The following is a 13,710-nucleotide window of genomic DNA, read 5'->3' as shown; positions in this document are numbered from 1 at the left end:
TTATGAAACAGAAATATGCGGTATTTTTTTTGATTGCGTTTATATTTTTTATTTTTGTTTTAACTTATTTTAATGTAGGGCTTAATTATTCAGTAACTATTTCAGCTTTATTTATTATAATTTTTTTTGTAATCTTATTTGAATTAAAAAACATTGATTCAAAGAAAATGGCAGTTATATCTACAATGGCTACTATGGGTGGAATTTTTAGAGTTCCTCTTGCCTGTATACCAGGAGTCCAACCTACAACGTTTTTAGTGGCAGTATCAGGTTTTGTTTTAGGACCAATTGAAGGGTTTGTGGTAGGAGCAACATCTGCTTTTATTTCAAATTTTTTCTTAGGACATGGACCTTGGACTTTATGGCAAATGTTAGGTTGGGGGCTTTGTGGTGTTTTTTTTGGACTTCTAAAAAAAATAATTAGAGAGTATAATTTTGCTTTATTTACGATTTTTTGCGGAGTATGGGGATATGTTTATGGTATAATTTTAAATATGTGGTTTATAATTGAATTTATAAGACCAATAACGGTATATTCTTTTTTTATTTCAATAAGCGGAAGTTTTATTTTTGATACTATGCATGCTGTTGGAAATGTAATTTTTAGTTTATTATTTTCTAAAAAGTTTGTTTTTATTTTAGACAGATTTATAAAAAGATTTGAGGTTGAATATATAGAATAAGGGGGATTTTTATGAGGTATAAAATGATAGCAATGGATATGGATGGAACTCTTTTGAACAATAAAAAAGAGATAACAGAAAGAACTAAAAAAGCTTTAAAAAAAGCTAATGAAAAAGGAATAAATTTAGTTGTATGCACGGGTAGAATTTTTACTTCTGCTTTATTTTATGCTAAACTTATAGGGACAAAAGCCCCCATTATTGCTTCAAATGGTGCTTATATAAGAGAAAAAGATGAAAATAAGGTAATTTATAAAAAATGCTTGGAAAAGGAAGATGCAAAAAAGATTATAAGTTTAGCTGAAGAAAACGGGTTTTATCCTCAAGTTTTTACAGTTGATACTATTTATTCTAGGAAGTTAATTTATTCTTCTAAAAATTATTCATTATGGAATGAACAGATTCCTAAAGAGGACAGGGTAAATATTGAAATAGTTGATGATTTATATAAAGTTGTTGATCAAAATGATATATTAAAAATTGTTGTAATGTCTGAAGAACTTGAAAAACTGTTTAAGTTAAAAAGTTTTATTAAGGATAATATTGATGTGTCTGTTTATTCATCTTTAGAGAATAATTTTGAAGTAATGGCAAGAGGAATTTCAAAAGGAAATGCAGTTAAAATACTTGCTGATTTTTACAAAATTTCTCCAGAAGAAGTTATATGTATAGGTGATAATGAAAATGATATTTCAATGATTCAATATGCAGGTTTAGGAGTTGCTATGGGAAATGCTACTGAAGATTTGAAACTTGTTGCTGATTTAGTTATTGATACAAATGATAATGATGGTATTGCTAAGTTTTTAGAAGAATATATTTTATAAAGGGGTGTTTTATGGAAAGAGTATTCTTATCAAGATGTGAAACCTATAAAAAAGATGAGGTTTATAAAGCCGTAGATAAGATTTTTCAACTAGCAGGAGGAATAGATAAAATAGCAAATAAGGGAGAAAAGATATTTTTAAAAATAAATCTCGTTATTAAAAAGCACCCGGATGATGCTGCTACGACTCATCCTATGATTGTTGAGGCTGTAGCAAAAATGTTGGTAGAGCATGGATGTCAAGTAATTATAGGAGATAGTCCAGGAGGGCCATATAATGAAAGAGTTTTAAAATCTTTATATAAAGTTTGTGGAATAGAGGATGCAGCCAAAAACGCAGGAGCAAAGTTAAATTTTGACTGTAGTACAAGCGACTATAAAACTGTTGGTGGATGTATAATAAAAAAGCTAAATATGATAAAACCACCCTTTGAATGTGATAAAATAATAACCATATCAAAATTAAAAACTCATAGTATGGCCTTATATACGGGAGCGGTAAAGGTTTTATTTGGTATGATACCTGGCATTTTTAAAGCGGAATATCATTTAAAAATGCCTGATATAAAGGATTTTTCTAATTTGTTAGTTGATATTTGTGAAACAGTAAAACCTTATTTTTCAATAATAGATGGCGTTGTTGGAATGGAGGGGGATGGTCCAACCGCTGGAGTTCCTAAAAAAACAGGCCTTATATTAGCTTCTTTTAATCCATATTACTTAGATGTTGCAGGAGCATATGTTATGGGGATTTCACCTAAGGATGTTCCAACTATTCAAAGGTGTATAGAAAGAAATCTATGCAGTGGGAAAATTGAGGATATAGAATTTTTAGGAGAAAACATTAATGATTTTGTAATAAAGTATAAAATTCCAAACACTAAAAGCGTAAATTTTTTTAGAGGCAGGGTTCCAAAAAAAGTTGAAGAATTTTTAACTTATTATCTTTCTCCAAGACCCATATTTGATTATAACATATGTGTAGGATGCAAAAGATGTTATGAAGTATGTCCTCCTAAAGCAATTAAGATAGAAAATAATAAACCACATGTTAATTACAAGTCTTGTATAAGGTGTTTTTGTTGTCATGAATTGTGTCCTAAAAAAGCAGTGAAAATCCATAGAAATAGAATAATAAGTAGATTTTTAAAATAGTCCTTTAAGGTTACCTTAAAGGACTTTTTATGTTAATTTAACTGTTAAAAAAACAAAATATTTTATTATGGTGTTATAATTGAAACTGAACAAAGAATTTTTTTAAGTTTATCTTAATAATATTTAGTAGAAGGAAAGGGGGGCTATTATGAATTTGGCAAGAACAAAGTTGGGGGAAGCTGCTATAAAGGAAGCTGTTAAGTATATTTTAAAAGATCCAGAAAAAAATATTCCTAAATTAATAAATTGGGTTGAAAAAATAGTAGTTAGAGAACAGGATAAAAAATATATAGATTCTGTAAAAAGATATTTAAACGATAAAGAAAGTAATTGGTATAAGTTTACTTATAAGCTTTTAACTGAAACTCATCCAAATGTTAGAGAAAAGTTGGGGATAAACTATTTTCTAAATGCTACATTTTTCGGGATTCCAATACAACTTGAAAATGAAAAGAAGTATGATTGTAATATACCATGGGCTATTTTAATGGATCCTACTTCTGCTTGTAATTTAAATTGTAAAGGCTGTTGGGCAGGAATGTATAAACCATGGAATTTAAGTTTTGAGGTATTAGATAGAGTTATAACTGAAGGAAAACAGCTTGGAATTTATATGTATATTTTCTCTGGAGGAGAACCTTTAATAAGGAAAGATGACATAATTAAATTATGTGAAAAACATGATGACTGTGCGTTTTTAGCCTTTACGAATGGAACCTTGATAGATGAGGATTTTGCAAAGGAAATGCAAAGAGTTGGAAATTTTACAGTTGCATTTAGTATTGAAGGATTTGAGGAAGAGACAGATTTAAGAAGGGGAAAGGGAACTTTTAAAAAGGTAGTAAAGGCAATGGATATTTTAAAAGAGGCAGGTTGTGTATTTGGATTTTCAACTACTTATCATAGATATAATACTGAAGTTGTGGTTTCTCAAGAATATATAGATTTTTTAATTGAAAAGGGTTGTAGATTTGGTTGGTATTTTACTTATGTTCCCGTTGGAAAGGATAGCGATGTTAATTTTATGGCTACACCAGAACAAAGAAAATATATGTTAAAAAGAATAAATGAAATAAGAGCAAAGGATCCAATTTTTGTTTTAGATTTTTGGAATGATGGAGAATTCTCAAATGGATGTATAGCAGGAGGAAGAAGATATTTCCATATTAATGCAAATGGAGATTGTGAACCTTGTGCATTTATTCATTATTCAAATATGAATATAAAAGAGCATTCATTGCTTGAAGTTTTACAATCACCTTTATTTAAGGCGTATAGAAGGAGGCTTCCTTTTAATAACAATCATTTAAGGCCATGCCCTTTAATTGATAATCCTCAAGTTCTTAAGGAAATGGTTCATGAATCAGGTGCATATTCAACTCAGTTAAATGATGATGAAACAGTAGATGAATTAGCAGAAAAGCTTATGCATTATTCTAATGAATGGGCAAAAATTGCTGATGAAATTTGGAAGGAAAAGCATAAATGTTAAAAGGCATCCTTATGGGGTGCCTTTTACATTGGTGGCTTGAATAAATTTTAAAGGATTGTTAAAATAATACTTAAAAGATCTAGGAGGGATAATTTTGAATTTAAACATAGTATTATACCAACCTGAAATACCGCAAAACACAGGAAATATTGGAAGGACATGTGTTTTAACAAATTCAGCTCTTCATTTAATAAAACCTTTGGGTTTTTTGCTGACAGATAGATATTTAAAAAGAGCAGGAATGGATTATTGGAAGGATTTAAAGGTTTATTATTATGAAAACTTTGAAGAGTTTTTTGAAAAACATAAGGATAAGAGGATATTTCTTGCAACAACCCATGGAGAAAAGTTATATACTGAGGTAGAGTATAGTCAAGGAGATTTTATAATGTTTGGAAAAGAATCTTCAGGCGTTCCAGATTATATAAGACAACTTCTAAAAGATAATCTAATTAGAATACCTATGGTAGAAACAAGCGATAGATCTTTAAACTTATCAAACTCTGCAGCTATTATAATGTATGAAGCATTAAGACAAATGAAATTCCCTAATATGAAATGATTTAAGGAGGTTATTATGAGGGATATAGTTATTGTTACAGATAGCACAGCTGATATTCCCAAAAGCATTGTTGAAGAAAATAATATAGTTATAGTTCCTTTAACTGTAACTTATAGGGGCAAGACTTATAAAGATGGTGTTGACTTGTCAACAGAAGAGCTTGTTAAGTTTTTAAATGAGTCTGATGAACTTCCTAAAACATCTCAAGTAAATCCAAATGAATTTTATAATGTATACAAAAAGCTGCTTGATGAAGGAAAGGAGATTATATCAATCCACTTATCATCGGGAATTAGTGGAACTTATCAGTCGGCTCTTATAGCTAAACAGATGTTAAATACCAATAAGATATATGTAATTGACGGAAAAGCTGTAAGCTTTGGAACAGGTCTTTTAGTACTTGAAGCTCTTAAAATGATAAAAGATAACAGGCCAGCACAAGAAATTGCACAAACTTTAGAGGAATTAAGTAAGAAAGTCAAAGTAGCTTTTTTAGTAGATGATATTGAATATATAAAAAAGGGTGGAAGATTGTCAGGAGCCCAGGCTGTTATAGCAAAACTTTTAAATATAAAACCAATTATACATATGCAGGATGGTAAGCTATATGTTTATGATAAAGTAAGAGGACTTAAAAAAGCAATAGAAAGGATTTTTGAATATCTAGAAGAAATGGATGTGGACGTAGAAAAACCTATTGGTGTTGGGACAATATCTTATATAGAAGAAGTTGAAGATTTATGTATAAAAATAAAGGAAAAATATAATACCCAACAAATAAATAAATTTATTGCAGGAACCGTAGTAGCAACATATTCAGGACCAGGAGTAATTGGTGTTGTTTTTTTCAGTAAATAGGAGAAATTCTTTTAATTTTAATAAAAAATGCAAGAAATTATTTAAATTTATTAATAATATTGAAAAAAACAATTAGTAAATCTTTCGAATATGTAATATAATTATAATTGGAAAATTTAATATTGTCTGGATGAAGCAAATAGGAGAGACCCGTAAAGGGCGCCGAAGGGGTAAGTTAGGTGAGCCGGACCTAATGATACTCTCAGGCAAAAGAACTATTTGCGGACAGAACTCTGGGCAAGCAGAGGATGTAATGGCGTAGACATTACATCCTTTTTTTATAGAACTTAAAATATTTTGAAAATTGAAACTTAAAAATTATTTCTAAAAATATGTCAAATTTAAGAAGTAACTGAGGTGCTATTACATGGAAAAAACAATAATAGTAACAAACAATATTCTTACAATGCAAAAATTAAAGTCAAAACATAAAATTGACTTTGTTGAAGGGACTTTATTGGATGTTTTAATTAAAGTTAGAGATTATATTCATAAAAATCATAAGCTACTCACCCATCCTTTAATGGGGAGTATAAAACCTAATCAAACTCCCTTTAAAAGCGTAGCTATAAGTTTAAAAGCGCAGGATAATATTGATGTTGAATCGCTTATGTATATAGAAAAGAGTATAGAAACTGCTGAAAGTTTGATAAAAAGCAAACCACCAAGAAAATGGCCTGAAAATGTTCTTGAAGATTTTAGAGTAATTGATTTTGATTTAATATATAATGCATTAAATAGATAAGGAGTGATATTATGTCAAATCATGTATATGATATTGTAATAATTGGAGGTGGACCAGCTGGTCTATCCGCAGGGCTTTATGGTTCAAGATCAAAGCTTGATGTTTTAGTTATTGAAAAAGGGGTTTTTGGAGGCCAAGCTGCAACGACATCAGAACTTGAAAATTATCCGGGTTCAATAGAAAACTGTACAGGTCCAGCTTTAACTGAGAGGATGAGAAAACAAGCAGAAGAGTTTGGAACAAAGTTTGTTTATGATGAAGTAGTAGATGTTGATTTTTCTAAGGATATAAAAGTTGTTAAAGGAAAAGAAGGCGAATATCATGCTAAGGCGGTTATAATTGCAACGGGAGCTGCTCCAAGACTTGCAGGTTTTAAAGGAGAGCTTGAGTTTAGAGGAAGAGGAGTTTCATATTGTGCAACTTGTGATGCGGATTTCTTTGAAGGGTTGGATGTTGCAGTAATTGGTGGTGGGGATTCAGCGATTACAGAGGCTTTATATCTAACAAAGTTTGCTGAAAGCGTAACAGTAATACATAGAAGAGATACATTTAGAGCAGCTAAATATTTAGTTGAAAAGGCAATGAATCATCCAAAGATAAAATTTATATTAAACAGTGTAGTTGAAGAGGCAAAAGGAGAAGAAATATTAGAAGGTTTAGTTATTAGAAATCTTCAAACTGGAGAAATATCAGAACTTCCTGTAAATGGAGTATTTGTATTTGTAGGCCTTGATCCATTAACAAAGATATTTGAGGGGAAAATAGCTCTTGATGAAAAGGGATACATACCAACAGATGATGAGATGAGAACTAATGTTGAAGGCGTATTTGCTGCTGGAGATGTTAGAGTAAAGAAGTTAAGACAGGTTGTTACTGCAGCTGCAGATGGTGCTATTGCTGCTATTGCTGCAGAAGAATATATAAATGAAAAGTTCAATAAATAGGAGGGAAAGCTATGATAGAAGTAAACAAGGATAATTTTGAAGCTGAAGTTTTAAATTATACAGAAAAACCTGTGTTTGTTGATTTTTGGGGAGATAAATGTGAAAAGTGTAAACAACTTATGCCAGATATTCATAAATTTGAAGAAATGTATGGAGATAAGATTAAGTTTTGTAGCTTGAATACAAGCCAAAATAGAAGACTTGCAATAGCTCAAAAAGTTTTAGGACTTCCAACAATGATAATGTATGTAAATGGCGAAAAGGCAGAAGTTTTAACACCAGATAAAATTCATTCAGCTGCAGATATTGAAGAGATGATAAAAAGATTTTATAAGTAAGTTTACGACCTAGCTTTAAGCTAGGTTGATATAAAGTGTCAGAATCTTTGAAGTGTTCAAAAATTAAAGGAGGTGAAGGCTTTGCGCCTCGAATTAGGAAAAATTTATATTAAAGATGTTCAATTTGGTCCACAAACTAAGGTGGAAAATGGTGTTCTTTACATTAACAAAGAAGAGCTTTTAAAAGAAGTTGGTGGAGATGAAAGATTAAAATCCATTGATGTAGAACTTGCACATCCTGGTGAAGAAGTAAGAATTATTCCTGTTAAGGATGTTATTGAACCAAGAGTAAAGGTTGAAGGACCAGGAGGAATTTTCCCAGGTTTTATTTCAAAGGTTGATACAGTAGGTTCAGGTAGAACTCATGTTTTAAAGGGAACTGCTGTAGTTACAACTGGAAAAATTGTTGGATTCCAAGAAGGTATAATTGATATGTCAGGAGAAGGAGCAAAATATACTCCTTTCTCAAAGACCCATAACATAGTTATGATTTGTGAGCCAGTAGATAATTTACCACAGCATGAACATGAAGAAGCAGTAAGAATGGTTGGATTAAAGGCTGCAGCATATTTAGGAAAAGCAGGTAAAGATGTTACACCAGATGAAATAAAAGTTTATGAAACATTGCCACTTTTACAACAAGTTGCACAATATCCAAATCTTCCAAAGGTAATATATGTTTATATGTTACAAAGCCAAGGACTTTTACATGATACTTATGTATATGGAGTTGATGCTAAGAAGATTATTCCAACTTTTATATATCCAACTGAAGTATTTGATGGTGCAATTATAAGCGGAAACTGTGTTTCAGCTTGTGACAAAAACCCAACATATGTTCATATGAATAATCCTATCATAGAAGATTTATATGAAAGACATGGAAAAGATATTAATTTCTTAGGATGCGTTATAACAAATGAAAATGTTTATCTTGCTGATAAAGAAAGATCATCAAATTATACAGCTAAACTTGTTGAGTTTTTAGGAGCAGACGCAGTTATAATTTCAGAAGAAGGTTTTGGTAATCCAGATGCAGACCTTGTTATGAACTGCTACAAGATTGAGGAAAAAGGAATTAAGACGGTTCTTGTTACAGATGAATATGCAGGAAGAGATGGTTCATCACAATCCCTTGCTGATTCTACTCCAAAGGCAGATGCTGTAGTTACTGCAGGAAATGCGAATGAAATAATCGTATTACCACCAATGAAAAAAGTTATTGGTCATCCAGAGGCTGCTGATGTTATAGCAGGTGGTTTTGCAGGTTCATTAAGACCAGATGGTTCAATTGAAGCTGAAATACAAGTTATAACTGGTGCAACAAGTGAAGTTGGATTTGGATATTTATCTGCAAAAACATATTAAAAAGGAGGAATAAGTCATGATATTAAAGGGCAGAAAAGTTATTGCTATAGGTGATAGAGACGGAATTCCAGGACCAGCTATTGAAGAATGTGCAAAGAGTGCAGGTGCAGAAGTTGTATTTACTTCAACTGAATGTTTTGTTTGAACAGCTGCAGGTGCGATGGATCTGGAGATCCAACAAAGAGTTAAAGATTTAACTGAGCAATATGGTGCAGAAAATATAGTTGTTCTTTTAGGAACTTCAGAAGCAGAATCAGCAGGACTTTCAGCTGAAACTGTAACTGCTGGAGACCCAACTTATGCAGGACCATTAGCAGGCGTTTCATTAGGTCTTAGGGTTTACCACATTCTTGAGCCTGTTATAAAAGCAGAGTGTGATCCTGCAGTTTATGAAGAACAATGTGGTATGATGGAAATGGTTCTTGATGTTGATGCTATAAGTAAAGAAGTTAGCAGCATAAGGGAGCAGTATAGTCAGTTCAAGGACTGATTTGATGGCTGAAAGGAGGGAAAGATCTTGTTTAAAGTTGTTCATTATCTAAATCAATTCTTTGCTAATATAGGTGGAGAAGAAAAGGCGCATATTCCACCAGAAGTTAGAGAAGGTTTTGTAGGACCTGGTATGGCATTTAACAATGCTTTTAAAGGTGAGGCTCAAATAGTTGCAACTGTGATTTGTGGAGACTCATATTTTGCAGAAAATACACAAGATGCTTTAAAACAAATAATTGAAATGGTTAAAAAGTATAATCCAGATATATTTATAGCAGGACCTGCTTTTAATGCAGGAAGATATGGAACAGCTTGTGCTACAATAGCAAAAGCTGTAAAGGATGAACTTGGCATTCCTGTTGTTACAGGAATGTATATTGAAAATCCAGGTGTTGATTTATATAAAAAGGATATTTATATAATTTCTACTAAAGACAACGCAGCAGGAATGAGAGAAGCTGTTCCAAAGATGGCAGCTCTTGCTTTAAAGCTTGCAAAAGGTGAAGAAATAGGAACACCAGATCAAGAAGGATACATAGAAAGAGGAATTAGAAAGAATTATTTTGCAAGCGAAAGAGGTTCAAAGAGAGCAGTAGATATGCTAATTAAAAAGATAAAAGGTGAACCTTTCGAAACAGAATTTAAAATGCCAATTTTTGATAGAGTAGCTCCAAACCCAGCTATTAAAGATATTACAAAAGCTAAAATAGCTTTAGTAACATCTGGTGGAATTGTTCCAAAAGGAAATCCAGATAGAATTGAAAGCTCAAGTGCTAGCAAATTTGGAAAATATGATATTGAGGGAGTATATGATTTAACTTCAGAAACCTTTGAAACTGCTCATGGAGGATATGACCCAGTATATGCAAATCAAGATCCAGATAGAGTATTACCTGTGGATGTATTAAGAGAACTTGAAAAAGAAGGAAAGATAGGTTCATTACACAGATATTACTATGCAACAGTTGGTAATGGAACTTCAGTTAAAAATGCTGCAAAATTTGGACAAGAAATTGCAAAAGAACTTATTGCAGATGGTGTTCAAGCTGTAATTCTAACTTCTACTTGAGGTACTTGTACACGTTGCGGTGCAACGATGGTAAAAGAAATTGAAAGAGCTGGAATTCCTGTAGTTCACATGTGTACTATAGTTCCTATTTCAAAAACTGTTGGTGCAAACAGAATAGTTCCAACAGTTGCTATACCACATCCACTTGGAAATCCGGCATTATCAAAAGAAGAAGAAAAAGCACTAAGAAGAAAGCTTGTTGAAAAGGCACTTAAGGCGCTACAAACTGAAATACAAGAACAAACTGTTTTTGAAGACTAACATTAAGGGTCGGGATTTAAAGGGGTTATCCCTAAACCCCGACCTAAAATTTTAATGGAGGTGTTATTATGTTTCCAGTATTAAAAGGTGCAAGTTATATATTAGTTCATACTCCTGATATGGTTATTCATAATGGAACAACACAAACTTTAGAAAGAGAAATAAATCCAGATTCAGAATATTTAAAAAAGGTTGTTGAACATCTAAGACCTTATGAAGACGTTGTGGCATATCCAGTAACACAAACATATATAGGAAATTTTGATCCTGAAGAATTAGCTAAGTTACCAAGGCCATGGTTTAATCATAAATTAGAAGGAGCAACTAGATTTGGAAAATTTGGCGAGATAATGCCTCAAGATGAGTTTTATGGGCTTATGAAAGTTAGTGATGCTTTTGATTTAGTAAAGCTTGAAAAGGAATTTACAAATAATGTTAAGACAAAATTTGAACAGCATAAGCTTTTAAAGGATTATATAGGCAAGCTTGGTGAAGGAATTGATTTAAGTGAAGTTGAAAAATTAGTAGATTCTGGTGTTGCAGAAGGACTTTATATGAATGGAAAATTGGTTGGTTGTGTAAAAAGGGCCCATGAGTTTGATAAAAATTTATCAGCTCATGTTATTACAGAAAATCTTGCAGTTAAAGCCTCTGGTGTTTTAGCGGTATTACATTTAATTGATAAGTTAGGAATTAATAAAGATGAAATAGATTACATAATTGAATGTTCAGAAGAAGCCTGTGGTGACATGAATCAAAGAGGTGGAGGAAATTTTGCAAAAGCCATAGGAGAAGTTGTTGGATTAAAGAATGCAACAGGATGCGACGTTAGAGGTTTCTGTGCAGGACCTACTCATGCTCTTATAAATGCAGCAAGCTTAGTTCAAGCAGGAGTATTTAAAAATGTAATTGTTGTTGGTGGTGGGGCTACTGCAAAGCTTGGAATGAATGGAAAGGACCATGTTAAAAAAGGATATCCAATTGTTGAAGATGTTTTAGGTGGTTTTGCTGTTTTAGTATCAGAAAACGATGGTATACATCCAATAATAAGAACAGATGCTATAGGAAAGCATAACATAGGTTCTGGAGCAACTCCACAAGCTGTTATGGAAGCTATTGTTGCAAAACCGCTTGAAAAGTTAGGATTAAAGCTTACTGATATTGATAAATATTCAACAGAAATGCAAAATCCAGATGCAACAGAAACAGCAGGTGCAGGCGACGTTCCAGCTTCGAACTACAAGATGATTGCAGCCCTTGCTGTTATGAAAGGTCAAATTGAAAAAGCTAAGATGGCTGAATTTGCAAAGAATTGTGGTTATGTTGGATATGCTCCAACACAAGGACATGTTCCTTCAGGAGTTCCTATAATAGGCTATGGTGTTGAAAAAATATTAAATGGTAGCATGAATAGATTTATGGTTGTAGGAAAGGGTAGCTTATTCCTTGCAAGAATGACTAACTTATTTGATGGTGTATCATTCGTTGTAGAAAAGAATCCAGGAAAGAAGGAAGAAAAAGGTATATCTAAAGAAGAAGTTAAGAATATGGTTGCAGAAGCTATGAAGGAATTTGCCTCATATCTACTTCAAAAATAAGAGGTGATAATATGACTAACGAAAACGTTAAAAAGCTTATAGGGGAAGTTTTTAATGAAATAGCAGATGCGATAAAAAGTGGAAATTTTGGCAAGAAAGTAAAAATAGGTTTAACTACCTTTGGAAGTGAACATGGAGTTGAAGAGCTTGTAAAGGCAGCAGAGTTGGCTACAAGAAAGTATAATGATTTTGAGGTTGTTTTAATAGGTCCAAGGGTAGATACAAGTTTAACTATATATGAAGTTGCAAATGATGGGGAAGGGCATAAACTAATGGAAGAGCTTTTAGATAAAGGAGAGATTCAAGGTTGTGTAACTCAGCATTATAATTTTCCAATTGGTGTTTCAACAGTAGGTAGGGTTATAACTCCAGGAAGAGGAAGGGAGTTAATCCTTGCAACTACTACAGGGACATCTTCAACAAATAGAGTTGAAGGAATGATAAAAAATGCAATTTATGGTATTATAACTGCAAAGGCTTGTGGCATTAAAAATCCTACAATTGGTATATTAAATGTTGAAGGAGCAAGGCAAGTTGAAAAGGCTTTAAGGGAGTTAAAGGAAAATGGTTATGATATTAACTTTGCAGAGTCAATACGTTCAGATGGCGGAGTTATAATGAGAGGAAATGACTTGCTTACTGCTTCTTCAGATGTTATGGTTATGGATTCGCTTACAGGAAATCTTTTAGTTAAAATATTTTCATCCTTCACCTCAGGGGGAGATTATGAAACATTAGGTTATGGATATGGTCCAGGAATAGGAGAAGGATATAATAGATTGATATGCATAATTTCAAGGGCTTCAGGTGCACCAGTAGTTTGTGAAGCATTAAGATTTTGTGCAACATGTGCTCAAAACAATATATTAGAAATTGCAAAGGTAGAATTTGAAAAGGCAAATAAAGCTGGATTAAAAGAAATTTTAGCAAGAATAACAAAGACAAATCAAGCAGTTGAAGAAAAGGAAGTTGTAGCACCACCTAAAAAGGTAGTTACAGCTCAAATTTCTGGAGTTGATATATTAGAACTTGAAAATGCTGTAAAGGAACTTTGGAAAAATGGAATATATTCAGAAAGTGGAATGGGTTGCACAGGTCCTGTTATATTAGTTTCAGATGAAGACCATGAAAGGGCGGTTAATATATTAAAGTCAAAAGGGTTTATCGCATAATATAATAATTTTGAGGCACCCTAAAAAGGGGTGCCTTTTAAATATTCTCAAATTTTGGTTCTATGTCAATAGTTGGGGTGGGCAAATTATTCAGATGCCCGCCCTTGCTAATTTCCAAGGAGTTTTTATGTAATTGAGATTAATTTA

At 32.3% G+C, this 13,710-nt stretch carries 14 protein-coding genes and 1 riboswitch; all 14 genes read left to right on the top strand.

Going from position 1 to position 13,710, the window contains the following annotated elements:
* Positions 1-2: 2 nt before the first annotated feature.
* Positions 3-683 (top strand): ECF transporter S component, encoded by a 681-nt coding sequence (locus C4R78_RS01790; RefSeq protein ID WP_103895386.1) that lies wholly within the window; start codon positions 3-5, stop codon positions 681-683.
* 11 nt (positions 684-694) lie between these two features.
* Positions 695-1,510, top strand: coding sequence for a Cof-type HAD-IIB family hydrolase (locus C4R78_RS01785; RefSeq protein ID WP_103895385.1), 816 nt, complete (start codon positions 695-697; stop codon positions 1,508-1,510).
* An 11-nt stretch (positions 1,511-1,521) separates the two neighbouring features.
* Complete coding sequence (locus tag C4R78_RS01780; protein ID WP_103895384.1) at positions 1,522-2,664, top strand: DUF362 domain-containing protein; 1,143 nt, start codon at positions 1,522-1,524, stop codon at positions 2,662-2,664.
* Between the two features lie 148 nt (positions 2,665-2,812).
* Positions 2,813-4,156, top strand: coding sequence for a radical SAM/SPASM domain-containing protein (locus tag C4R78_RS01775; protein WP_103895383.1), 1,344 nt, complete (start codon positions 2,813-2,815; stop codon positions 4,154-4,156).
* A gap of 94 nt (positions 4,157-4,250) precedes the next feature.
* Complete coding sequence (gene trmL / locus C4R78_RS01770) at positions 4,251-4,718, top strand: tRNA (uridine(34)/cytosine(34)/5-carboxymethylaminomethyluridine(34)-2'-O)-methyltransferase TrmL (RefSeq protein ID WP_103895382.1); 468 nt, start codon at positions 4,251-4,253, stop codon at positions 4,716-4,718.
* Between the two features lie 15 nt (positions 4,719-4,733).
* On the top strand, positions 4,734-5,576 hold the full coding sequence (locus C4R78_RS01765) for a DegV family protein (protein WP_103895381.1): 843 nt from the start codon (positions 4,734-4,736) through the stop codon (positions 5,574-5,576).
* 130 nt (positions 5,577-5,706) lie between these two features.
* Positions 5,707-5,804, top strand: a riboswitch (glycine riboswitch).
* Between the two features lie 139 nt (positions 5,805-5,943).
* Entirely contained in the window at positions 5,944-6,321 is a 378-nt protein-coding gene (locus C4R78_RS01760; RefSeq protein ID WP_103895380.1) for a GrdX family protein, read from the top strand.
* Positions 6,322-6,332: 11 nt separating this feature from the next.
* Complete coding sequence (gene trxB, locus C4R78_RS01755) at positions 6,333-7,265, top strand: thioredoxin-disulfide reductase (protein ID WP_103895379.1); 933 nt, start codon at positions 6,333-6,335, stop codon at positions 7,263-7,265.
* Positions 7,266-7,276: 11 nt separating this feature from the next.
* Positions 7,277-7,603 carry a thioredoxin TrxA gene (gene trxA, locus C4R78_RS01750; RefSeq protein ID WP_103895378.1) on the top strand — a complete coding sequence of 109 codons (327 nt, stop codon included), beginning with the start codon at positions 7,277-7,279 and terminating at the stop codon, positions 7,601-7,603.
* Positions 7,604-7,684: 81 nt separating this feature from the next.
* Positions 7,685-8,971 (top strand): glycine/sarcosine/betaine reductase component B subunit, encoded by a 1,287-nt coding sequence (locus C4R78_RS01745; protein WP_103895377.1) that lies wholly within the window; start codon positions 7,685-7,687, stop codon positions 8,969-8,971.
* A 16-nt stretch (positions 8,972-8,987) separates the two neighbouring features.
* The gene (gene grdA / locus C4R78_RS01740; RefSeq protein WP_103895376.1) at positions 8,988-9,461 is read left to right on the top strand and encodes a glycine/sarcosine/betaine reductase complex selenoprotein A; all 474 of its coding nucleotides are present in this window, start codon (positions 8,988-8,990) and stop codon (positions 9,459-9,461) included.
* 27 nt (positions 9,462-9,488) lie between these two features.
* Positions 9,489-10,793, top strand: a complete 1,305-nt coding sequence (grdB, locus tag C4R78_RS01735) for a glycine reductase complex selenoprotein B (protein ID WP_103895375.1) — start codon at positions 9,489-9,491, stop codon at positions 10,791-10,793.
* A gap of 65 nt (positions 10,794-10,858) precedes the next feature.
* Complete coding sequence (grdC, locus tag C4R78_RS01730) at positions 10,859-12,391, top strand: glycine/sarcosine/betaine reductase complex component C subunit beta (protein ID WP_173689734.1); 1,533 nt, start codon at positions 10,859-10,861, stop codon at positions 12,389-12,391.
* 11 nt (positions 12,392-12,402) lie between these two features.
* Positions 12,403-13,563 carry a glycine/sarcosine/betaine reductase complex component C subunit alpha gene (grdD, locus tag C4R78_RS01725; RefSeq protein ID WP_103895373.1) on the top strand — a complete coding sequence of 387 codons (1,161 nt, stop codon included), beginning with the start codon at positions 12,403-12,405 and terminating at the stop codon, positions 13,561-13,563.
* Positions 13,564-13,710 lie beyond the last annotated feature (147 nt).

The organism is Caloramator fervidus (assembly GCF_900108045.1).
GTDB lineage: Bacteria > Bacillota > Clostridia > Clostridiales > Caloramatoraceae > Caloramator > Caloramator fervidus.
This window is presented reverse-complemented; position numbering and strand designations above follow the sequence as displayed.

Excerpts from the sequence above, each read along its gene's own strand:
- C4R78_RS01790 (WP_103895386.1), top strand. The coding sequence starts at position 3 with ATGAAACAGAAATATGCGGTATTTTTTTTGATTGCGTTTATATTTTTT.
- C4R78_RS01785 (WP_103895385.1), top strand. The coding sequence starts at position 695 with ATGAGGTATAAAATGATAGCAATGGATATGGATGGAACTCTTTTGAAC.
- C4R78_RS01780 (WP_103895384.1), top strand. The coding sequence starts at position 1,522 with ATGGAAAGAGTATTCTTATCAAGATGTGAAACCTATAAAAAAGATGAG.
- C4R78_RS01775 (WP_103895383.1), top strand. The coding sequence starts at position 2,813 with ATGAATTTGGCAAGAACAAAGTTGGGGGAAGCTGCTATAAAGGAAGCT.
- C4R78_RS01765 (WP_103895381.1), top strand. The coding sequence starts at position 4,734 with ATGAGGGATATAGTTATTGTTACAGATAGCACAGCTGATATTCCCAAA.
- C4R78_RS01760 (WP_103895380.1), top strand. The coding sequence starts at position 5,944 with ATGGAAAAAACAATAATAGTAACAAACAATATTCTTACAATGCAAAAA.
- trxB (WP_103895379.1), top strand. The coding sequence starts at position 6,333 with ATGTCAAATCATGTATATGATATTGTAATAATTGGAGGTGGACCAGCT.
- trxA (WP_103895378.1), top strand. The coding sequence starts at position 7,277 with ATGATAGAAGTAAACAAGGATAATTTTGAAGCTGAAGTTTTAAATTAT.
- grdD (WP_103895373.1), top strand. The coding sequence starts at position 12,403 with ATGACTAACGAAAACGTTAAAAAGCTTATAGGGGAAGTTTTTAATGAA.